This is a genomic window from Kribbella amoyensis, assembly GCF_007828865.1.
Taxonomy (GTDB): domain Bacteria; phylum Actinomycetota; class Actinomycetes; order Propionibacteriales; family Kribbellaceae; genus Kribbella; species Kribbella amoyensis.
Map to the genome: position 1 here is coordinate 1,216,993 of NZ_VIVK01000001.1, position 21,213 is coordinate 1,238,205.

The 21,213-nt window shown below is 71.2% G+C and carries 24 protein-coding genes; 8 read left to right on the plus strand and 16 right to left on the minus strand.

Features of this window, described 5'->3' with window-relative positions; genetic code table 11:
- Positions 1-3 precede the first annotated feature (3 nt).
- The 3 genes from FB561_RS05870 to purS are packed head-to-tail and all read right to left on the minus strand — an operon-like array spanning position 4 to position 2,983.
- Positions 4-2,049, minus strand: a complete 2,046-nt coding sequence (locus tag FB561_RS05870) for a hypothetical protein (RefSeq protein WP_238334669.1) — start codon at positions 2,047-2,049, stop codon at positions 4-6.
- A gap of 14 nt (positions 2,050-2,063) precedes the next feature.
- Complete coding sequence (purQ, locus tag FB561_RS05875; RefSeq protein WP_145803837.1) at positions 2,064-2,735, minus strand: phosphoribosylformylglycinamidine synthase subunit PurQ; 672 nt, start codon at positions 2,733-2,735, stop codon at positions 2,064-2,066.
- The gene (purS, locus tag FB561_RS05880) at positions 2,732-2,983 is read right to left on the minus strand and encodes a phosphoribosylformylglycinamidine synthase subunit PurS (protein WP_145803839.1); all 252 of its coding nucleotides are present in this window, start codon (positions 2,981-2,983) and stop codon (positions 2,732-2,734) included. The genes purQ and purS overlap by 4 nt, the downstream gene beginning before the upstream one ends.
- A gap of 114 nt (positions 2,984-3,097) precedes the next feature.
- Here purS and FB561_RS05885 point away from each other — a divergent pair, with 114 nt between their 5' ends.
- From FB561_RS05885 to FB561_RS05905, 5 genes are read left to right on the plus strand one after another with little or no spacing between them, the layout of a single operon-like run.
- Positions 3,098-3,619, plus strand: a complete 522-nt coding sequence (locus FB561_RS05885; RefSeq protein ID WP_145803841.1) for a PadR family transcriptional regulator — start codon at positions 3,098-3,100, stop codon at positions 3,617-3,619.
- Positions 3,616-4,293 (plus strand): ABC transporter ATP-binding protein, encoded by a 678-nt coding sequence (locus tag FB561_RS05890; RefSeq protein WP_145803843.1) that lies wholly within the window; start codon positions 3,616-3,618, stop codon positions 4,291-4,293. The genes FB561_RS05885 and FB561_RS05890 overlap by 4 nt, the downstream gene beginning before the upstream one ends.
- Positions 4,290-5,630, plus strand: a complete 1,341-nt coding sequence (locus tag FB561_RS05895) for a hypothetical protein (RefSeq protein WP_145803845.1) — start codon at positions 4,290-4,292, stop codon at positions 5,628-5,630. The genes FB561_RS05890 and FB561_RS05895 overlap by 4 nt, the downstream gene beginning before the upstream one ends.
- Positions 5,630-6,253, plus strand: a complete 624-nt coding sequence (locus FB561_RS05900) for a CDP-alcohol phosphatidyltransferase family protein (RefSeq protein ID WP_145803847.1) — start codon at positions 5,630-5,632, stop codon at positions 6,251-6,253. Before FB561_RS05895 ends, FB561_RS05900 begins: the two co-directional genes overlap by 1 nt.
- Before the next feature lie 26 nt (positions 6,254-6,279).
- Positions 6,280-6,768, plus strand: coding sequence for a VTT domain-containing protein (locus FB561_RS05905; RefSeq protein ID WP_145803849.1), 489 nt, complete (start codon positions 6,280-6,282; stop codon positions 6,766-6,768).
- Positions 6,769-6,784: 16 nt separating this feature from the next.
- Here the strand turns inward: FB561_RS05905 and FB561_RS05910 are convergent, their stop codons facing one another.
- Both FB561_RS05910 and FB561_RS05915 read right to left on the minus strand, forming a co-directional pair.
- Positions 6,785-7,660, minus strand: a complete 876-nt coding sequence (locus tag FB561_RS05910) for a phosphoribosylaminoimidazolesuccinocarboxamide synthase (protein ID WP_145803851.1) — start codon at positions 7,658-7,660, stop codon at positions 6,785-6,787.
- A gap of 132 nt (positions 7,661-7,792) precedes the next feature.
- Complete coding sequence (locus FB561_RS05915; RefSeq protein ID WP_145803853.1) at positions 7,793-8,911, minus strand: FAD-dependent monooxygenase; 1,119 nt, start codon at positions 8,909-8,911, stop codon at positions 7,793-7,795.
- Between the two features lie 46 nt (positions 8,912-8,957).
- Between FB561_RS05915 and FB561_RS05920 the strand changes: the two genes are divergently transcribed.
- The gene (locus FB561_RS05920; protein ID WP_145803855.1) at positions 8,958-9,557 is read left to right on the plus strand and encodes a TetR/AcrR family transcriptional regulator; all 600 of its coding nucleotides are present in this window, start codon (positions 8,958-8,960) and stop codon (positions 9,555-9,557) included.
- Between the two features lie 9 nt (positions 9,558-9,566).
- Here the strand turns inward: FB561_RS05920 and FB561_RS05925 are convergent, their stop codons facing one another.
- The 7 genes from FB561_RS05925 to FB561_RS05955 form a co-directional block, all read right to left on the minus strand.
- On the minus strand, positions 9,567-9,998 hold the full coding sequence (locus tag FB561_RS05925; RefSeq protein WP_145803857.1) for a hypothetical protein: 432 nt from the start codon (positions 9,996-9,998) through the stop codon (positions 9,567-9,569).
- Between the two features lie 104 nt (positions 9,999-10,102).
- The gene (locus FB561_RS05930) at positions 10,103-10,747 is read right to left on the minus strand and encodes a hypothetical protein (RefSeq protein WP_145803859.1); all 645 of its coding nucleotides are present in this window, start codon (positions 10,745-10,747) and stop codon (positions 10,103-10,105) included.
- A gap of 14 nt (positions 10,748-10,761) precedes the next feature.
- Positions 10,762-12,840 carry a glycosyltransferase family 39 protein gene (locus FB561_RS05935; RefSeq protein WP_145803861.1) on the minus strand — a complete coding sequence of 693 codons (2,079 nt, stop codon included), beginning with the start codon at positions 12,838-12,840 and terminating at the stop codon, positions 10,762-10,764.
- Positions 12,840-14,087, minus strand: coding sequence for a bifunctional glycosyltransferase family 2/GtrA family protein (locus tag FB561_RS05940; protein WP_145803863.1), 1,248 nt, complete (start codon positions 14,085-14,087; stop codon positions 12,840-12,842). The genes FB561_RS05935 and FB561_RS05940 overlap by 1 nt, the downstream gene beginning before the upstream one ends.
- Positions 14,088-14,150: 63 nt before the next feature.
- Positions 14,151-14,549 carry a hypothetical protein gene (locus FB561_RS05945; RefSeq protein ID WP_145803865.1) on the minus strand — a complete coding sequence of 133 codons (399 nt, stop codon included), beginning with the start codon at positions 14,547-14,549 and terminating at the stop codon, positions 14,151-14,153.
- Positions 14,550-14,551: 2 nt separating this feature from the next.
- A complete protein-coding gene (locus FB561_RS05950; RefSeq protein ID WP_145803867.1) occupies positions 14,552-14,908 on the minus strand; it encodes a hypothetical protein in 357 nt (118 codons plus the stop codon).
- A gap of 43 nt (positions 14,909-14,951) precedes the next feature.
- Positions 14,952-15,809 (minus strand): helix-turn-helix transcriptional regulator, encoded by an 858-nt coding sequence (locus FB561_RS05955; protein ID WP_145803870.1) that lies wholly within the window; start codon positions 15,807-15,809, stop codon positions 14,952-14,954.
- Positions 15,810-15,891: 82 nt separating this feature from the next.
- Here FB561_RS05955 and FB561_RS05960 point away from each other — a divergent pair, with 82 nt between their 5' ends.
- Together FB561_RS05960 and FB561_RS05965 are read left to right on the plus strand one after the other, a co-directional pair.
- Positions 15,892-16,737 carry an imine reductase family protein gene (locus FB561_RS05960; protein ID WP_145803872.1) on the plus strand — a complete coding sequence of 282 codons (846 nt, stop codon included), beginning with the start codon at positions 15,892-15,894 and terminating at the stop codon, positions 16,735-16,737.
- Positions 16,734-17,267 (plus strand): pyridoxamine 5'-phosphate oxidase family protein, encoded by a 534-nt coding sequence (locus tag FB561_RS05965; RefSeq protein ID WP_145803874.1) that lies wholly within the window; start codon positions 16,734-16,736, stop codon positions 17,265-17,267. The genes FB561_RS05960 and FB561_RS05965 overlap by 4 nt, the downstream gene beginning before the upstream one ends.
- Here FB561_RS05965 and purB read toward each other — a convergent pair.
- The 4 genes from purB to FB561_RS05985 form a co-directional block, all read right to left on the minus strand.
- Positions 17,247-18,683: an adenylosuccinate lyase gene (purB, locus tag FB561_RS05970; RefSeq protein ID WP_145803876.1), complete on the minus strand. Its 1,437-nt coding sequence runs from the start codon at positions 18,681-18,683 to the stop codon at positions 17,247-17,249. The genes FB561_RS05965 and purB overlap by 21 nt on opposite strands.
- A gap of 79 nt (positions 18,684-18,762) precedes the next feature.
- On the minus strand, positions 18,763-19,176 hold the full coding sequence (locus FB561_RS05975; RefSeq protein ID WP_170284585.1) for a glutaredoxin family protein: 414 nt from the start codon (positions 19,174-19,176) through the stop codon (positions 18,763-18,765).
- A 33-nt stretch (positions 19,177-19,209) separates the two neighbouring features.
- Entirely contained in the window at positions 19,210-20,373 is a 1,164-nt protein-coding gene (locus FB561_RS05980; protein ID WP_145803878.1) for a phosphotransferase, read from the minus strand.
- 18 nt (positions 20,374-20,391) lie between these two features.
- Positions 20,392-21,213: a hypothetical protein gene (locus tag FB561_RS05985; RefSeq protein ID WP_145803880.1), complete on the minus strand. Its 822-nt coding sequence runs from the start codon at positions 21,211-21,213 to the stop codon at positions 20,392-20,394.

Below are 21,213 nucleotides of genomic sequence, written 5' to 3' on the forward strand. Positions count from 1 at the left end.
GATTCACTGCTCCTGGACTAGGTGGGACTCAGGTGAAACGGTAGCCGTCCGCTCGGAGGCCACCAGATGCGCCACCAGCAGGGGCAGCGCGAAACCGGTCATGATCGCGGGCAGGGCGACACCCGCGTCGTTCAGCACCATGCCGACCAGACCGCACGTCGACAGGGCGAGCAGCGTCGGCCGGGCCAGCGGCTGCTCGTGGTAGAAGGCCCGGTACGCCGCGGACGGCACCCGGTCGGGCAGCACGGTGGCCGCCATGCACAGCAGGACGCCGAGCAGCATGCCCCAGCCGCCCGGGTTCTGGAACATCGCCAGCGCCATGTCCAGCTTGCGGATCAGCACGTCGGACACGTCACCGTCCAGCAGCCGGGCCACGAAGGCGCCGAAGTGGCTGCGCTCGGCCGGCGGCCGCTGGTAGTCGAGCCAGGCCACGGCCGACACGGCGACCAGACCGGTCAGGCCGATCCCGACCAACGCCCGCCAGGAGACCCGGTCCCGCCAGACCAGCCAGGCCATCAGCAGGACGGCCGGGGTGAGCGCGATGATGCCGCCGAAGTCGGTCCCCCAGCCCGGCTTGCCGTCGACCACGATCGCGGCCCCGCCGATCGCGAGCACGGCGAGCGCGGCCTGCGTCCGGCTCCGGTCGATCAGCTTGTGCGCGGCCCATCCGGCGGTCACGAGTGCCCCGACCGCGAGGGCCGCGAAGGTGGAGTTGCCGAACCCGTAGAACCGGCCGCCGATCACCGGCCCGTCGGCGAACATGCTGCCCACCTGCAACGGTGTCCCGAGCACCCCGTCGACGAGCAGCAGCAGGTACGTCCCGAGCGCGATCGGCAGGAACGCGTAGTTCTTCGCGACCAGCTTCGCCAGCACCGCGACCAACGCGCTGAGGCCCAGAACCACGCAGTACAAGGAGAACGCGGGCTCCGGCCACCGCCACCAACTGGTCACCGTGGACAGGAAGACGGCGCTGAAGAACCCGGCCTGGCACAGCAAGGTGAAGACGAACGTACTGCGGGACCGCGGGCTGCGCCGGATCACGAACCAGGCCAGCGCACCCAACTGGACGACGAGCAGGGTGATCCCGACCGCGACCAGGACGGGCCGGGGATGTTCGAACCGTTCGTTCGCGTCCAGCCGGTCCTCGATCACCGCGGCCGCGTCGGTGTGGACGTCACCGGTGGCGTGGATCTCGGAGCCGTCGAGCGGGCCTGGTTGCGCGGGACCGGCCGGGTCGATCGGCTTGGCCTCGCCGCGGAGCACGGTCGCGGTGACGTCGGACAGCTGGATCAGGCCGGGACGCCGGGTGGAGTCGCTGGTGAGCCAGCGGGCGCCGTCCTCGGGCGGGAGCTGCATCGCGACCAGCGGCTCCTGGTGAGCGTTCTCGAGCTCCTCGCTCACCCCGACCAGCAGGACCCACGCGCCGGGCGAGCTGTTCCGGGCCTGGGTGACCAGCTCGGCGACCTGGCGCCGGGCTTCGTCGCGACCGCGCAGCGGCATCGGTCCGGCGTCGACGATCGCGTCGCCGCAGTTCGGGCTCGCCAGCTTGCCGAGGTCGAACTCGGACTGCCAGCCGGTCACGGTGCCGTCGGTCCGGGCCAGCGCGACCCCGGCGCCGGGGCCGAACCCGCAGATCCGGGGCCGGCTCTCCGCGAGCCGCCCGAGCGGGGCGCCGGTGTGGTGCTCGGCCTGGCGGTCGACGTACTCGGACCAGTTCTGGACCTTGCCGTCGACCACGGGCGGCAGCTCGCCGCAGGGTTTGCCGGGCACGCTGCCCCAGGCCCGGGCTCCGGCGTTGATCGTCAGCCAGCCGTCGATCGGGCAGGTGTGCGGGCCGGCCGTCTTCACGGACATCGAGCCCACGTTGGCCTGGTTCACCAGCGCGGTGAGCTCGGGCGACGCCTCGACGTCGTACCAGCGCAGGCCGGGGACGCCGATCACGATGACCTTGGCGTCGCCGGGCTGGGCGTTCGCCGGAACGGTCCCGGCCAGGACGGCCGTCACCGCGGCGAGGAGTGCGAACAGGGTGCGGATCAGGGTCCTCCGCACCGCCGGCAGCTTCATCAGGAGGCGACGACGGCCTTCAGCACCGAGGTGAAGAAGCCCAGTCCGTCCGTGCTCGGACCCGTCAGGGTCTCGACGCAGTGCTCCGGGTGCGGCATCAGGCCGACCACGTTGCCCCGCTCGTTGGTGATCCCGGCGATGTCCCGGTAGGAGCCGTTCGGGTTGTCGCCGAGGTACCGGGCGACGACGCGACCCTCTCCCTCGAGCCGGTCCAGGGTGGCCTCGTCGGCGACGAAGGAACCGTCCTGGTTCTTCAGCACGATGCTGATCTCGTGGTTCGCGTCGTAGTCGCTGGTCCAGGCGGTGCGGTTGTTCTCGATCCGCAGCGGCTGGGCCTTGCAGATGAACTTGCGGTGGTGGTTCTTGATCAGGGCGCCCGGCAGCAGGTGCGACTCGCAGAGCACCTGGAAGCCGTTGCAGATCCCCAGCACCGGCAGACCCTCACCGGCCTTCTTGATCACGGTCTCCATCACCGGCGCGAACCGGGAGATCGCCCCGGCCCGCAGGTAGTCGCCGTACGAGAAGCCGCCCGGCAGCACCACCGCGTCGACGCCGTGCAGGTCGGCGTCACCGTGCCAGAGCGCGACCGTCTCGGCACCGGCGACCGAAGCCGCCCGGCGGGCGTCCACGTCGTCCAGCGAGCCGGGAAAGGTGACGACGCCGATCTTCATCGGTCCGCCTCGACGTGCAGCGTGTAGTCCTCGATCACCGGATTGGCGAGCAGCGTGTCGGCCGCCTTCCGGATCTCGGCGACCCGCTCCTCGGTCGCCTCCCCGTCGAGGGTGATCTCGAAGCGCTTGCCCTGGCGGACGTCGGCCACGCCGTCGAAGCCGAGCCGGCCGAACGCGCCGTGCACCGCCTTGCCCTGCGGGTCGAGGATCTCGGGCTTGAGCATGACGTCGACGACAACGCGAGCCACTGACTACTCCTGGTTCCGGTCCGGGATGACGCCTAGATCCTACCGAGCGTCCGGTGAAACCCCTCATCCGCCGGACTATTCACTGAGTATATACACACTGTGTATAGTCGCCGCATGGCCACCGCGGAGCTGATCCTGGGACTGTTGTCCGGTGGCCCCGCGCACGGGTACGACGTCAAGCGCGGCCACGACGCCTGGTTCCCGGACAGCCGGCCGCTCGCCTTCGGGCAGGTCTACACGACGCTGGGGCGACTGGAGCGGGACGGACTCGTCGAGGTGGTCGAGAAGACCTCCGCCGGCGGCCCGGACCGGACCGTGTACGCGATCACCACGAAGGGCCGTCAGCACCTGCGCGACTGGCTCCACGACGCGGTCCCACCGGCCTGGGGCAGTGCGGACGAGATGCTGCGCAAGCTGGTCACCGCGGTCCGGACCGGGGGTGATGCGGCCGGCTTCCTGGCCCGCCAACGCGCCGGCCACCTGCGCCGGATCCGCGAGCTGCAGGAGAGCCCGCCCGGCGAGGACCCCACCGCCGGGCTGGTCCGGTCGTACATCGTCGCCCACCTCGACGCCGATCTGCGCTGGCTCGACACTGCCCTCGAGCGACTCACCGACGACAAGGAGACCCGCCGATGACGTCCACGCTCGAGCTCACCGCGGTGGAGTACTCCTACCGGCGCGACGTCGCCCTGCGCGGGGTCTCGCTGAAGGTCGCTCCCGGCGAGGTGGTCGCGGTGACCGGGGCCAGCGGCTGCGGGAAGTCGACCCTGCTGCACTGCGCGGCCGGGATCCTCACTCCGCACACCGGCACCGTGGCCCTGGAGGGGCAGGACCTCGCCGCCCTCACCGACGAGCAGCGCAGCCGGTTGCGGCGGACCCGGATCGGCGTCGTCCTGCAGTTCGGGCAGCTCGTCCCGGACCTGCCCCTCGCCGACAACGTGGCGCTCCCACTCCTCCTGGACGGTGCGGACCGGCTGACGGCGAACAAGGCCGCGCTGGACTGGCTCGACCGGGTCGGGATCGCGGACGAGGCGGACGCCGTACCGGCCGAGCTGTCCGGCGGCCAGAACCAGCGGGCCGCGATCGCGCGGGCCCTGATCACCGATCCCGCGCTGGTCCTGGCCGACGAGCCGACCGGCAGCGTGGACAGCCAGGCCGGACACGACCTGCTGCGGGTACTGCTCGGCGCGACCCGCGATCGGGGCGCCGCCCTCGTCATGGTCACCCACGACAACGTGCTGGCCGCCTCGGCCGACCGGGAGATCCGTTTGCGGGACGGCGTGATCCAGCACGAGGTGGAGCTGCGATGAGCCTCCCCCTCGGTACGGCGGTCCACCTGGCCCGCTCGCGGACCCCGGCCGACCGCAGCCGGATCCGCCTCACCGTGGCCGCCTTCGCGTTCAGCGGCGCCCTGCTGATCGGTGCGGGCCGGGTCCTGCAGTTCTCCGGCGAGCTGGACTACAGCAAGTACAGCAATTACCTCGCCGAGAGCGGTCTGCGTCCGGGCCTGGTCACCATCCTGGTGCTGCTCGCCGTGCTGTCCGGCAGCCTGGCCGTGCAGGCTCTGCGGATCGGGACGGCCGCGCGGGAACGCCGGCTCGTCGCTCTCCGGCTGGCCGGGGCATCGGAGGGTCAGGTCCGCCGGCTCGCGACGATCGACGCGGCGCTGGCCGGGCTCGCCGGGGCGCTCTGGGCCGGACCGGTGTACCTCGTGCTGACGTTCGCGATGAGCGGGCTCCCACGGATGATGCGTCTGTTGCCCGGAGCAACAGTTCGGGACGTCCTCGCCTGGGTCGGCGTGATCGCGGTCCTCACCCTCGGCGCGGCCGGACTCGGCCACTTCCTGCACCGCGGTACACCTGAGGTCCAGCCGGTCCCCGCGCAACGGATGACGAATTGGGGTGCCGCGGCGGTCGGCGCGGTGCTGGTCCTGATCGGCACCGTGGCGACCACTCGGATCGGGTTGTCCGCGCTGAGCTTCACGGCGCTCGGCGTGGCCTTCTTCGGCGCGGCGATCGTACGCCGGATCCTGGTTCTCGTGGCCCGGTGGATGCGCCGGTCGCCCGATCCGGTCGACCTGCTGACGGCGAGCCGGCTGGTGGCCGACCTGCGGCCCGCCTCACGGCTGGGCATCCTGTTGTTCTGCTGCGGCTTCCTGGTCGGGAGCATCACGATCACGGCCGTGTTCATCGTCGACGACCGCGGCATCCAGCGCGGCGGTGGGACCGAGTTCTACCTCACCGGCTTCGGGCTCGCCGCGTTCGGGCTGGTGTTGATCGGCGTGATCGCGCTGGCCGCGCTGACCGTCGGGGTCGCCGACCAGCTGGTCGACCAGCGTCGGCAACTCGCCTGCCTCACCGCGCTCGGCGTCGGCACCGGATTCCTCGGCCAGGTCGTCCGGCGCCAGCTCGTCGTGGTCGCCGCGCCGTCGACCGGCATCGGCCTGTTCGTGGGAGCGTTCAGCGGGACGTTCCCGCTGATCGGGTTCCACACCGACCGCCCCGACTTCGCGATCGTCACCATCACCGCGATCGTGCTGCTGTTCCTCGGCCTGGCCTTCGGCGTCCTCGGGGCCGCCGTCGCGGGTCACCTGCTGCGCAACCAACTCCGGGACGCACTCGATCCCGAGAATCTGAGGGCCGCTTGATGAGCACGACCCACCTCCCCCGGCCGGTCTCCGTCGAGCTCCTGCTCGGCTGGCCGAACCGGATCACGCTGGTCCGCACGGTCATCGCGATGGCGGTCGCCACGGCCGCCTTCCTCACCGGTGACTTCGTCTGGCTGGTGGCCGGCTACCTGACGTACTGGCTGGGTGACTCGCTCGACGGTGGCGTCGCCCGGTACCTGAAGCAGGAGACCGTGGTCGGCGCCGTGTTCGACATCGTCTGCGACCGGGCCTGCTGCTCGTTGCTGGCGGCCGCGTTCATGGCCACCTATCCCGAGGTGGTTGGTCCGCTGGCGATCTTCCTGTTCCAGTTCGGCGTGCTGGACACGATGCTGTCGCTGGCGTTCCTGCTCTGGCCGGACACGCTCAGCCCGAACTACTTCTACAAGGTCGACCAGAAGATCTACATCTGGAACTGGTCCCGGATCGCCAAGGGCCTCAACACCGGCGCCGTCGTGGTGTCGCTGGTGATCGGCCAGCTGACCGGCTTCATGGAGCTGCCGTACGCCGTGGCGCTGGCCGCCGTGGTGGTCAAGTCGGCCTCGCTGTACCGGCTGCTGCTGATCATCACCGGCCGCCGTCCCGCGGTCCCGGCGGTGCGGTGATCGGTCCCGCGCATACCCTCGATGTCATGTGGGTGTGGCAACTGGTGCTGGCGGTGGGCTTCGGGATCGGGTCCGCCGTCGTTCCGGTGCTGAACGCGGAGGCCTACATCCTCGGCGCCGGGGTGTCCGGCCGGTTGGACCCGCTGGCCGCCGCGATCGGGGTGTCGGTCGGCCAGACCATCGGCAAGCTCGCGATGTTCCTCGCGGTCCGCTACCGGCCGGGGTACGCCGCGCGCCGCACCAAGGAGCCGAAGCCGGTCGACCTGGACACCCGGTGGGGCCGTTTCGTGCAGTGGAACCGCGATCTCAGCAAGCGTCTGCTGGACGCGCTGAGCGACCGGCGCTGGGGGATCCCGGTGACGTTGCTCAGCGCATCGGTCGGCATCCCGCCGTTGTACGGCGTCGCGCTGATCGCCGGCGCGAGCCGGATGAGCGTGGTCACGTTCACCCTGTCCGTCCTGGCCGGGCGGCTCGCGCGCTTCGTACTCCTTGCCTTGGGCATCGGCCTGTTCTGAGCCGGTGCGCCCTGGGTCAGCCGGTGAAGGTGCGGCCGGTGAGGCGTTCGTACGCGTCGATGTAGGCCGAGCGGGTGCGCTCGATCACCGTGTCGGACAGCGGCGGCGGGGCCTCGCCCGAGGAACGGTCCCAGCCGGACTCGAACTCCAGCCAGTCGCGCACGATCTGCTTGTCGAACGACGGCTGCTGCCGGCCGGGCTTCCACTGGTCGGCGGGCCAGAAGCGGCTCGAGTCCGGGGTGAGCACCTCGTCCGCGAGCACCATCGTGCCGTCGGCCCGGGCGCCGAACTCGAACTTCGTGTCGGCCAGGATGATGCCGCGCTGCTCGGCCATCGCGTGCGCGCGGCCGTAGATGTCCAGGGTGAGGTCGCGCAGCTTCGCGGCCGTCTCCGCGCCGACCGTGGCGGCCACCGCGTCGTAGGAGACGTTCTCGTCGTGCTCGCCGAGCTCGGCCTTGGTGGCCGGGGTGAAGATCGGCTCGTCCAGCCGGGACCCCTCGACCAGGCCGGCCCGCAGCGGGATCCCGCAGACCTCGCCGGTGGCCTTGTAGTCGACCAGGCCGGAGCCGCTCAGGTACCCGCGGGCGACGCACTCGACCGGGTACATCGCGAGCTTCTCGCAGACCACGGCGCGACCGGCGACCTCGGCCGGGACGTCGGTGGAGACGATGTGGTTCGGCACGTCCAGCTGCTCGAACCACCACAGGCTCATCGCGGTGAGGATCTTGCCCTTGTCCGGGATCGGCGTCGACAGGATCCAGTCGAACGCGCTCATCCGGTCGCTCGCCACCATCAGCAGGTCGCCGGACTCCAGCTCGTACAGGTCCCGGACCTTGCCGGAGTGCAGGTGCTTGGCGCCAGGAATCTCGGCCGGCTGCGGAGAAGTCGTCACGCCGCGATTCTTCCATGCGCACCTGCACCACTCACCAAGCTCCCACCTCCCTGGTGCGTGAGCGGCGGCTGAGTCGGCAGGCGAGACCGACTCGATGGGTTGGGGCGGCTTGGTGAGTGGTGGGGGTCCGGGTCAGTGTTTGCGGAGGGCTGCGACTTTGCCGCCGAGGACGAGGAGGCTGTCGCGGATCGCGCCGGCGAGGGGGTTCTGCATTTGTCCGACGCGGCCGATCGCGCGGGAGCGCTGGACCAGCTTCGCCGTCACCGGGCGCCGCTCCGCGTCGTACCGCGCCAGCGCCTCCGCCAACTCACCCGCCGACGGGGTAGCGGCCGGCAGCGGGGTGAGGTGGCGGGCCAGGGCGCCGGCGTCTTCGATGGCGGAGCAGGCGCCGCGGCCGAGGTTGGGGGTCATCGCGTGCGCCGCGTCGCCGAGAAGGGCGATGCGGCCGGTGACGAACGGGACCAGCGGCGCCGCCAAGTCGTACAGGTCGTTCTGCAGCACCTGGTCCTCGGGCGTCGCGGCGAGCAGTGACGGGATCGGCTCGTGCCAGTCACCGAACAGCTTCAGCGCGTCCGCCTTCCGCCCGTCGGGTCCTGGCGGTGTCCCGGCCGGCTGGTTCGCCGTGGCGTACCAGTAGATCCGCCCGTCGATCAGCCGCGCGTACCCGAACCGCCGCCCACGTCCCCACGTCTCCCCACCACCATCGTCCCCGTCGACCTCGGCGATGCCCCGGTACGCCGTGTACCCCGCGTACCGCGGACCCTCGTACGCCGGGTGCAGCGTGCTCCGGACGACGCTGCGGATCCCGTCGGCCGCGACGACCAGGTCCGCCCGGAACTCCTCGTCCCCGGCGACCACCGTGACCTCGTCGGCGGTCTGGCTGATCCCGGTGATCGTGGTCCCGGTCCGCACCGTCACGCCCGCGCCGAAGCGAGCCGTGATCAAGTCGTGCAACTGGGCCCGGTGGATCATCACCGGGATCTCCACGCCGAGCGCGGACGCCTCCACCACCCAGCCGCCGCCGGGCCAGCGCATCCCGGCCATCCCAGCGGGGACGCTCGACTTCTCCACGCCGGTGACCCCGAGCTCCTCGAGCACGGCGACCGCGGACGGCCAGACCGAGAGACCCGCGCCGACCTCGCCCAACTCGGGGGCCCGCTCGAGCACCGTGACCTGCCACCCGCACCGCTCCAGCGCGACGGCCGCCGTCACCCCACCGATCCCCGCCCCCACCACGATCGCAGTCTTCATGATCCTGACTCTACATCTGTAGAGGATCGATCGGTAGAGTGGTCCCGTGCCGAAGAAAGTCCCGCTCGGACCGGACCGCCGGGCCGCGATCGCCGATGCCGCCATCCACCTCGTCGCCACCCGCGGCCTGCGCGGACTCACCCACCGGGCCGTCGACGCGGAAGCCGGTCTGCCCCCGGGCTCGACCTCGTACTACCTGCGCACCCGCAGCGCGTTGCTCACCGCCTGCGTCAACCGGATGCTCGAACGCGATCTCGCCGCCCAGCCAGCGACGACGGCGACCGTGGTTCCGTCCGCGGCCGCGATCGAGGAACTGCTCGCGTCGATGGTCATTCACCTGGTCCGCGATCGCCCGGACGACCAGGTCGCGCGGTACGAGTTGTCGTTGGAAGCCGGCCGGCAGCCGGAACTCCTGGACACGCTCGTCCAGGGCGGCCGGGTCCTGCGGGAAGGGCTGGCGCAGATGCTCGGCACTCTCGGCGTTCCGGATCCCGAGGAGGTCGCCTGGCCGTTGGCGGCGATGCTCGACGGGCTGCTGTGGGACCGCGTCGCCGGCGCCGGCCGGACGATGTCGCCCGAGGCCTTCGAGTCCGGCGTCCGCCGCGCCGTGAAGGCGGTCCTCGACGGACTGATCAAGACGGACTGATCGGCCGATTCAGAGGCGCTCGGTGACGGTGACGAAGGTGAAGTAGCAGACGCCGATGACCATGCCGAGGTGACCGAGCAGGGAGAGGCCGGCGCCGGATCCCCAGGCGTCGGCGACCTTGCCCTCGGAGTGCCGGCCGCCGCTCGGCAGCCAACGGGCCAGCAGTAACAACCCGACGGCGGCCAGCAGCCACCAGCCCGCCAGCGCGCCGTAGGCGATCAGCTCCTGGGTGGTGACGAGCGCGACGACCCAGACGATCAGGGTGAGCACGCCGACGGTCGTGTGGACGCGAACCAGCGCGCCGGAGTACCCCGCGACGCCGCTCGTCCGGGTGGTCTCGCCGGCGGCGGCAGCGGTCGCCGCACCGAGGCGGACGCGCGTCAGCAGGACGACGACAGCGCCGAGGGCGGTCAGGAACCAGGTGACGTTCGACCATTCCACGTCCGTTCCATACCCCGCTCGTCCCCGGCCCGAACGCCGGAACGCGTCGGTCCAGTCAGCTCGGACTGGACCGATACGCTCCGTCGCCGGATGATACCGGTGGGTCAGGTGGTCTGACCTTGGCCGGCCCCGCTCCCCTGCCCGGATCCGGGCAGGCTTCCCGAGTCCTGCGCGTTCGGGTCTTGTTGCTGAGCGCCCGGGTTCTGCTGGGTTCCGGGATTCTGCTGCAGATTCGGATCCTGCTGATTTCCTGGCAGCTGTTGCTGATTGGGGTCCTGCTGACTGCCGGGATTCTGCTGAGTGCCCGGATTCTGCTGAGTGGCCGGGTTCTGCTGGGTGCCCTGGCCGGGGAACTGGCGGAACCGGCCGCCTCCGGGTCCGTTGAACTGGGTCTGCTCGGTGCCGCCCGAGGAACTCCCCCAGGCATGTCCGACCGCGGTCCCGCCGAGGAAGGCGAGCACGGCCAGCAGCGATCCGGCGCCGGCGAGGATCAGCCCGCTCGGCCGCGATCCCTTGCCGCCGGCATCCACCGTCGCCGGCGCCTGCTCGGCTCCGGCCTCCGCCGGACCACCGCTCGGCGCTTCCCCAGACGCATGCCCAGACGCCTGCCCAGCAGGCGGTCCGGACGGCGGCCCCGAGGTCGGTGGCTTCGTGTCGTGGGCGGCCTGGAACTGCTGCTCGGGGGTCGGCGGGTTGGTGGTGCCGGCGACCCAGTGCGGGATCTGTTGCGGGGTGATTTTCTGGTTCATCTCGTGGCTCCGGGTCATGAGTTCGTGGTGAGGTCGTAGACGGTGGTGCTGCCGACGGTCCGGGACTGGAAGTTCTCCTGCACCCAGGTGGCGATCTCGCTGGTGGTCCCGACCCGGCCCATGCCGCCGCCCATGCCGCCCATGCCACCACCGCTGCCGACGAAGTAGTGGATCTTGCCCTGGGCCACCAGTTGCTGGAACTCGGCCAGCGTCGGCGCCGGATCCGTCCCGTTGAAGCCGCCGATCGCCATCACCGGGACCTCGGCGGCGATCTGCAACGGCGCCGCGCCGTTCGCGGTGACGGCCGCCGCGGCCCAGGTGTACCCACTCGCGCCCTGCTGCAGCAGCGCGACCAGGTCGCTCGACACCCCGTTCGTCCCGTTGCCGCCGAGGAAGCCACCCATCCCGCCGCCCGGCGTCCCGGTGGTCGTTCCAGGTCCACCGTTGGTGGTCGTTCCGGGCCCGTTGGTCGTACCGCCGGGCCCGCCGTTGGTCGCACCCGGGCCACCGGTCGTCCCGTTCTGGCTCGGCGGGGCGCCCATCCGCCCGCCGGGTCCGCCGCCGAGGCCGCCCGACCCGGCCGGTCCGGCCGACGGAAGGGCGCCGGCGTGCGCGGTGCCGATGGTCTCGACCGAGTACGCCGCGGGCCCGGCCAACGCGCTCAGCGCCAGCAGTACTCCGGCCAGGACGCTCGCCCGGCGGACCGTGGTCCGCCGGCCCGGCAGCTCCGGCACGATGATCACCAGCGCGGCGGCCACGATCCCCGCCACCAGGACCGTCCAGCGCAGCCACGGCAGCCAGTCGGGAGTCGACGACAGCAGCCGGAAACTCCACCCGGCGGTCAGCAAAGCGCCACCGGCAAGAGTTGCCCTGGGCAACCAGCCTGACCGGCGCCGCCACAGGACCGAGGCCGCCGCACCGATCAACGCGGCCACGGCCGGCGCCAGCGCGATCATGTAGTAGCTGTGGATGATGCCCTGCATGTAGCTGAACACCAGCCCGGTGACGACCAGCCAGCCGCCCCAGAGAAGCGCGAACGCGCGGGTCTTGTCGGTCCGCGGCGCCCGCCAGGTGACGGCCGCGAGGACCACCGTGGCCAGCAGGGCCGCCGGCAACAACCAGGCGATCTGGCTCGCGAACTCCCCGCCGAACAGCCGCTGCAGTCCGGTCGCTCCACCCCAGCCCGGGTTGCCGACGCCGCCGCCGACCGAGCCCGCCTCGTTGCCGGTGAGCCGGCCGAGTCCGTTGTAGCCGAGGGTCAGTTCGAGGATGCTGTTCGTCTGTGAGCCGCCGATGTACGGCCGGGCCGAGGCGGGCATCAGTTCCACGATGGCGATCCACCAGCCGGCTCCGACGATCATCGCGCCGAGAGCGGCCAGGCTGTGCAGTACCCGCTTCCCGAGCGCGGGCCGGCCGGCCACCAGGTACGCGAGCCCGAAGGCCGGCAGCACCAGGAACGCCTGCAGCATCTTGGTCAGGAAGCCGAACCCGACCAGCACCCCGGCCAGCGCCATCCATCGCCACGCGTACTTCTCGGAGTCGATCGCCCGGGTCACCGCCCAGGCACCCATCACCAGCAGCAGGACGAGCAGCGCGTCCGGATTGTTGAACCGGAACATCAGCACCGCGACCGGCGTCAGCGCGAGCACCGCCCCGGCGAGCAGCGCCGCGTTCGCGGAGAACCAGCGCCGCACCGCCGCGTACAGGAAGCCGACGCTCGCGACCCCCATCAGGGCCTGCGGGATCAGCATGCTCCAGACACCGAACCCGAAGATCCGGCCGGACAATCCCATCACCCACAGAGAAGCGGGCGTCTTGTCCACGGTGATGAAACCGGCTGCGTCGAACGAGCCGAAGAACCAGGCCTTCCAGCTCGTCGAGCCGGCCTGGACCGCGGCCGCGTAGTACTCGTTGGCGTAGCCGTTCTTCGCCAGGCCCCACAGGTACGCGATCGCCGTCAGGACCAACAGCCCGCCGAGCAGGACCTTCTCCCGGCTCAGCGAGTGCGTCCGGGCGAGTGCGCGGGGTCTGGCCCGGCGGCCTTCGGTGCGGGGTGCGCCGGAGACGGTGGTCGGTTCGGTCAGGGTGCTCATCAGTTGCTCCGGGTCTGGTCGAGAACCGCCGGGGGTTCGAAGGCGGGCAGTGTGGGCGCCTCGTCGTCGAAGACCCAGCTCTGGTAGAGGCTGAAGCGGACCACCGTGGCGGCCAGGTTCGCGATCGTCAGCACGGTGATCTCGAGGGCCTGCGCCGGGACGGCGATCGCCGCGTGCAGCAGCCACAGCGAGGACGCGGTGACGCTCCAGCCGATGAAGAAGGTGACGAGTCCGCGGAGCTGGTGCCGGCCGCGGTTCTCCACGCCGCGGACGCCGAAGGTGATGCGGCGGTTCAGCGCGGTGTTGGCGACCGCGGTGATCAACAGCGCGGCGAAGTTGGCGACCTGGGCCGGCATCGCCTGCCGGAGCGCGAGGTACAGCAGGGCGTACGCGATCGTGCTGAGGACGCCGACGAACGCGAACCGCGCGATCCGGGCCGCGAGCGCGGTGCGTGGATCCGCGATCGCCGGGCGGCCGAAGGTCTGCCGGACCGGCTCCAGCGGCAGGCGGCCGACGGTCCGGTTGAGCCGGGCGATGCCCTTGAGGTCGTCGATCACGGTCTGCGCGATCTTCACCCGGGAGTCCAGGTCGTCGATCCAGTCCACCGGGACCTCGTGGATCCGCAGCCCGGCCCGTTCGGCGAGGACGAGCAGCTCGGTGTCGAAGAACCAGCCGGTGTCCTCGACCAACGGCAGCAGCTCGTGGGCCACGTCGGCGCGGATCGCCTTGAACCCGCACTGCGCGTCCGAGAAGCCGGCACTCAAGGTTGCCCTGAGCAACAGGTTGTAGCCGCGCGAGATCACCTCCCGCTTCGGCCGCCGGACCACCCGCGAGCCCCGGGCCAGCCGGGTCCCGATCGCCACGTCACTGTGGCCGGCGACGAGCGGTGCGACCAACGGCAGCAGGGCGTTCAGATTCGTCGACAGGTCCACGTCCATGTAGGCGAGGACGTCGGCGTCGCTGTCCGACCAGACCTGCTTCAGCGCCCGGCCACGACCCGGCTGCTCGATCCGGACGATCCGGACCCCGGGCAGCTCGGTCGCCAGCAACGCGCCGATCTCGTACGTCGCGTCGGTACTGCCGTTGTCGGCGATGCAGACCTCGGCCGGGAACGGGAAGGCGGTGTCCAGGAACGCCCGCAGCCTGCGGATGTTCGGGCCGAGATCGTACTCCTCATTGCGAACGGGTACGACGATCTCGACCGCCGTGTGCCGCCGCGGTGCACTGGGACCTCCTGAGTTCTGCATGCCACCCAGGCTGTCGGGTCAAGCTGAGTCCACCCCTGCGCGCGGCTGGGAATTCGCTGGCAGTCAGTCGGACGCGGTCCGGCGGAGCCAGAGCAGGCCGAGCACCGGCAGCACGACCGGGATGAACAGGTACCCCTGGCCGAAGTGGGACCACACCGTGGCGTCCGGGAAGTCCTCGGGCACGGCGTAGCTGAACGCGCCGATCGCGAGCACCCCGACCAGTTCGACGACGATCGCGGCGGTGGCCACCTTGCGGGAGACCCGGGTCGCGCGGGCCAGGGCGAAGGTGGCCGCGCAATAGATGACCGCGGCAACGGCCGACAGGACGTAGGCGACCGGCGCGGCCGAGAAGTCGGTGGCGATCTGGACCGCGGCACGCGACGTCGCGGCGAGGGCGAAGAGGCCGTACACCGCGATCAGGACCCGGCCCGGTCCCTGTCTCGTCGCGGTCGCGTCGACCATCGTCAGACCGCCCAGATCTCGTACATGCGCAGCTCGAGGATCGGGACCACCACACAGGCGACCGCGAGAACGCCGGCGCCCCAGCGGCTGCGCTCGGCGAGCGCCCAGAAGGCGCCGATCGGCAGGATGATGAGCGACCCGATCAGGTACGCGCAGAAGAGGACCGCGGACACGTCCCGGTCGGTGCCGGTCAGCTGGACGATGCCGACGACGAGCTGCGCGAGCAGCAGGACCTCGACGACACCGAGCAGGCCGAGCAACCACCAGTCGATCCGGCGATCGCGCGCGGCCAGGACGATGGCGTACACCATGGCGACGAGCGAGAGCGCGACCAGCGCCCAGGTGAGCGGTTCGAACACAGGTCAGAGGATGTCACCCCGGCCAAACCAGGTGGCGACAGGGTCAGGCGGCGTCCGATTCCGATCGCGCGTCGGCCCGGTACTCGCCCGGGCGGACGCCGTAGTACCGGGTGAAGGCGGCGCTCAACGCGTACGCGTTCGCGTAGCCGACCTTCCGGGCGATGGTGGCGAGCGTGTCGTGGGACTGGCGCAGCTGGTCGGCGGCGAGGCACAGCCGCCAGCAGGTCAGGTACGACATCGGCGGCTCGCCGACCAGGTCGCGGAACCGCCGGGAGAACGCGGCCCGCGACATCGCACTCCGCCGCGCGAGATCCTCGACGGTCCACCGGTACGCGGGCTCGGCGTGCATGAGCGCGAGCGCCGCACCGACGGCGGGATCGTTCTGCGCGGTGTACCACTGGGGTGCGCCCGAGTCGGGCCGGTCGAGCCACTCGCGCAACGCGGTGAGCAGGACGAGGTCGAGCAGCCGGTCCAGGAGTGCCCGTCGCCCGGCGCGGTCACCGTCGAGCTCGCGGCTCAGCAGGGCCACCGCGCTGCCGACCTCGGTCCCGGACTCGACGAACAGCACGGCCGGCAGGCCACCGAGTACGCGGTCGCACACTCCCCCGCCGACGCCGACGTCGTACGCCCCGGTCACCAGGACCGCGTCGTCCGTGTCCCCGTCGACGCCCGAGAGCGAGTACGCGGACGGACCGACGACGAGGGCAACGTCACCGGGCGCGAGGACCTGAGGCGGCCGGCCGTCAACGGCGAGGGCCGCTGAACCGCGGATCATCGTCACCACCGTGAGCGCGGAACCATTGGGGCAGCCCACCTGCCAGGGCGCCTCCAGCCGGGCACTCTCGACCAGGACCCCCAGCGGCCGGACGTCGTCGAGGAGTCGCGAGAGGGTATCGGTCATGGTGAGCAGCGTAGACGATTTCGTATCAGGCTGGGCTGTCCAGATATTTCGATGTGACCTAAGGGCCGCTTGACTCTTCCGCATGAGTCAACGAGTAGCTGTCCTCGGCGCCGGTTCGCTCGGCGCGGTCATCGCCCGCGCCTTCGCCGCCGCCGGTCACCCCACCACCGTCTGGAACCGCACCCCCGACCGGCTGAGCGCCCTGGTCGCCGACACCCCGGCGCTGCGGCCGGCCCTGTCCGTCCCCGAGGCGATCGCCGACGCCGACCTGATCACGCTCGTGGTCGCCGACGCCGCGGCCGCCCGGGCTGTCCTCGACTCCGCCGGCGACGCGATCGCCGGCAAGATCGTCGTCAATTTCACCTCCACCACCCCGGAGCAGACCCAGGTGCTCGCCGGACGGGTCGGCGCCGGCTACCTCGACGGCGCCGCGATGAGCGGGACCCGGCTCGTCGGCGATCCCACCGGCCTGTTCCTGTACGCCGGGGACGCCACCACGTTCGCCGATGCCGAGCCGACCCTGCGAGCATTGGGGATCGCCCGCGCGGTCGGCACCGATCCGGGCGACGCATCGCTCTGGGACACCGCGTTGCTCGGCCTGAATCTCGGCGTGCTCGGCGCGTTCTACCAGGCCGTCGCGCTGATCGGCGGCTCGGCGGAGAAGGTCGCCGCCATCTCCGCGGAGTACCTGCCCTTCGCGACCGGACTGCTCGCCGACCACGCCCGGCAGATCGACGCCAAGCAGTACCCGGACGACGACGGCTCCCTCGCCGTGTACGCGGCCGCAGTGGACCACCTCATCGCGACCGCCGCCGACCGCGGCGTCGGTACCGACGTCGCCGTCCCGGTGCGGTCGGTCATCAACCGGGCCATCGAAGCCGGCCACGGCGACGACGGGCTCGCGAGCGTGACGGAGGTGCTGCGATGACGACCAAGGTTCCCTATGCCAAGTTGCGCGACGACCTCGCCGCGGTGCTGTCCCGGGTCCGCTACACGACCATGACCACGGTCGATCTTCGAGGCCGACCACGGTCGCGCGTCCTCATCGCGGTCTGGGAGCTGGACCGCGACCAGCCGCTCGGCTGGCTGGCGACCTTCCGGACACCGGTGAAGGCCCGGCACCTGGCGGCGAACCCGCACACCACGTTCTCGTACTGGGACCGCAGCCAGGAGACCGCGAGTATCGACGCGATCGCCCGGTGGACCGACAACGACGACGAACGCCGGCACGTGTGGGACCTGTACGAACAGGGCTCGCCGCGTGGGGTCGGGTACCCGCCTGCGCCGTTCTGGCCGGGCGGGCCGGACAGCGAGGCGTTCCAGGTCCTGCGGCTCGAGCCGTACCGCATCCAGGTACTCCGCGCGGCCGAGCTGGCCCGCGGCGGACCGGACGCGGCTCGGCTGTGGACGCCGGCTGCCGAGCTCGTCCCGGCTGGGTCAGAGGATGTCGGCCGGTGAGTACGACGCGGCTTCCGGGTACCGCTTGGCGAGCTGGTCGATCTTGCCGACGACCGCGTTCACCTGGGCCACGGCCGCGCCGGTGAACGAGAGCGGCTCGCCGACGATGCCGGTGATCTGCTCCTCGGTCAGGCCCAGCCGGCCGTCCTCGCCGAGCCGGTGGAACAGGTCGTTCGCGGCCAGGCCCTGGCGCAGGTCGAGTGCCGTGGCTACCGCGTGCTCCTTGATCACCTCGTGCGCGGTCTCCCGGCCGACGCCGTTCTTCACCGCCGCCATCAGGATCTTGGTGGTGGTGAGGAAGGGCAGGTACCGCTCCAGCTCGCGCCCGACGACGGCCGGGTACACGCCGAACTCGGCCAGGACGGTCAGGAACGTCTCGAACAACCCGTCCAGCGCGAAGAACGCGTCCGGCAGCGCGACCCGGCGGACCACGGAGCAGAAGACGTCGCCCTCGTTCCACTGGTTGCCGGCCAGTTCACCGGCCATCGACGCGTAGCCGCGCAGGATCACGGCGAGCCCGTTCACCCGCTCGCAGGACCGGGTGTTCATCTTGTGCGGCATCGCGGAAGAACCGACCTGGCCCTCCTTGAACCCCTCGGTGACCAGCTCGTGCCCGGCCATCAGCCGGATCGTGGTCGCCAGGCTGGACGGACCCGCCGCCAGCTGCACCAATGCGGTGACGACCTCGTAGTCCAGCGAGCGCGGGTACACCTGGCCGACGCTGGTCAGGACCCGCCGGAAGCCCAGGTGCTGCGCGACCTCGGACTCCAGGCCGGCGAGCAGCTTGTCCTGGCCGCCGAACAGGTCCAGCATGTCCTGCGACGTCCCGACCGGCCCCTTGATCCCGCGCAACGGGAACCGGTCGATCAGCTCCTCCAGCCGCGCGATCGCGACCAGCAACTCGTCCGCCGCCGACGCGAACCGCTTGCCCAACGTGGTCGCCTGCGCCGCCACGTTGTGCGACCGCCCGGTCATCACCAGCGCCGCGTGCTCGGCCGCCTTCTGGCCAAGCTGCACCGCGGTCGCGACGGCCCGGTCCCGGACCAGCTCGAGCCCGGCCCGGATCTGCAGCTGCTCGACGTTCTCGGTCAGGTCACGGCTCGTCATCCCCTTGTGGATGTGCTCGTGCCCCGCCAGCGCGTTGAACTCCTCGATCCGCGCCTTCACGTCGTGCCGCGTCACCCGCTCCCGCGCGGCGATCGACTCCAGGTCGACCTGCTCCAGCACCCGCCGGTAGTCCTCGACCACGCCGTCCGGTACGTCGACCCCGAAGTCCTTCTGCGCACTCAGCACCGCCAGCCACAGCTGCCGCTCGAGCACGATCTTGTACTCCGGCGACCACAACTGAGCCATCGAAAGACTGGCGTAGCGCGAGGCGAGAACGTTGGGGATCCGGGGCTTGCTGGAGTTCGACACGCCCCCATTCTCGCTGGTCCCCGGAAACCCGAAGTACCACGGTCCCCGAACGTGGACAGTTCACCTGACGTCCCCAGGCTCACCCGGTCCGCAGCCTCCGCCGGATCTCACCAGGTGGCGGGTTCACCATCGCGTCGCCCGCGATCACCACCGTCGGTACCGTCTCGTTCCCGTCCGCGACTGCCCGTACTGCTGCCGCGGCCTCGGGATCGCGCCAGATGTTCACCCAGCTCGCCCGCTCCGCGACGCCCAGCAACGCCAGCCGCAACCGCAGGCAGTACGGGCAGCCCGGCCGCCAGTAGACCACCACGCCACCCGCCTCGCGTGCCGAACCAGAGCGCGGAAACCCCAACGGGGAAAGGAGAATCGCCAATCCCAGGAACAGCAGCCCCTCGACGACTGCTACCACCGGCGAACCTCCGGAGAAGGTCGTCGCGGTCACGAACACACCGAACAGCAGCACAGCACCCGGTACACCCCAGCTCTTCACCACCCGGAAACCGTAACCAACGACGACCGGGAACGCTCAAGCCCGAAACGCGCGGTAGTAGCCAGGCAACGGCGAGGTCGCATCGGGCCACCGCTCACTCATCGCCTCGGCCAGCTCCACCGCCCAGCCGGCCAGATCCCGCAGGCAGTCGGCGTCCTCCGCCAACCGGGCGAACACCCCCAACTGGTGCACCAACTGCGCCCGCCGACGCCAGCTGTCGTACTCGCTCTGGTCGGTCCGGGCCATCAACGGCAGCCGGGGAACCCTGGTCGCCAGCGCCGCCGCCGCGCCCACCGCGAGCATCTCCTCGTACCCGCGGACCGTCGTCACCTCGGCGAGGGTCCCGCGGTACGCCTCGCCGGCCGCGGCCGTGATCCGGTCGGGCAGGATCGACCAGTTCGCGCTGTGGTGCGGGAACGGGTAGTACAGGAACGACGTGTCGAAGCCGACATGCCCGAATCCGCTGCCCTCGAAGTCGACCAGCCGCACTCCGCGATCAGTGACCAGCGCGTTGGTCGGATTGAGGTCACCGTGCACCAACGCGGCGTACGGACCTGGCTCGGCCAGCCGCGAACAGAGGTACGCGAGGTCGTCCCGCGCGACCTGGGCATCGGGAAACCCCAGATCAGCGCACGCCTCCTCGACGACGTTCCACCGCCTTGTACCCCAGATCCCGACGTTGCCGCCCGTCGTCACGTCAGCCGCACCGAACTCCGCCAGCGCCCCCGCGTACTCCGTCCGCCGGCCGAGCGTGTCCGCGTGGAGCCGCCCGACGGTCCGCCCGTACTCGACCATCGCCGAGGCGGCCCGCTCCGCGTCGTGGCCGAGCAAGATCTGCTCCAGCGTCGGCCACACCCCGAGATCCGACTGAACGACCAACCCGGCCTCGTCATCGACCAGGAGGACCCGCGCAGCCACGTCCTCGGCCGCGATCGTCCGCAACCCGGCCACCTCCCGCCGCAGGTACGCCGGGCCGCCGTGGCCCTCGCCGTCCACCCGGCGGGTCTTGACGATGACCGATCGGCCGCCGTCACCGTCGAGACCCAACCCGGGCAGCTCGTCGTCGAACACCAACCGCGTGACCGGCGCCCACTCGTGCCCAACCCCCTCAGCCTCGACGACCACGGGCCGCCGCCCACAGACCGTACTGAGCCCGTCCAAGACCACGTCCAACCGCGCCCGCGTCAACGGAAAATGCACCCGAGTCTCCCGTCAGTGTCAGGGAACGCGAGTCTTGCCGATCGCCGGTTCACCCTGCGGCAGCGCCTTCCCGGACGCGTCGTACGCGCGGTACGTGGCGGGGAACTCGCTGTTCGCGCCGCCGGCCCAGAGCAGGGCGAACCAGCCGTCGTTCACCGGGACGGTGGTCCTGTGGCCGTTGCCCGCGTCCACCTCGATGCGGACCGCGTTCACCGGGACCCGGCCGGCCTCGACGAAGAGCCAGCCGCGGCACAGCGACCTGGGGCAGGCCGCGCCGGTCCCCATCAGGTTCGGGTCGATCGCCTGCGGGGCGGGTCCGACCACGTGGGACTCGCTTCTCGAGTTCGCGACGAGGTCGGCCGACGCCCCGTAGACGTCGCACGTCGCGACCGACTTGCCGTCCGGGGAGACCGCGACGAAGGCTGTCCCCACCTTCGGCTGGGTGGACCGGGCCTTCACCTGCCATCCCACGATGGTGTCGGGCCCGGTCAGACCGCCGCCGTTGAGTTGCCGAGTACATGCCTCCAGCAACGTTTCGTCGGTCACCGCGGGATCGTCCACCGGCCGCGCGGGGATCGACGTGGCCGGACGCGGCGAGGCCGGGACCGAGGGGGACGGCGTCGCGATCGGCGGTACGCCCTGGTCGAAGGCCGATCCGGGCAGCAAGGCGACCGAGGCCGCGACCGCCGTGACCACGACAGCGCCGGCCACCGCCAGTACCCGTCGCCGGCGCACTCCTCGACGGCCACGCACCAGCAGGGCTTCGGGATCGAGCGGCGCCAGCGGATCACGCTCCGCCAGGCGGTGGAGTTCGGCGCCGATCTCCTGGTCCTCGGGCAT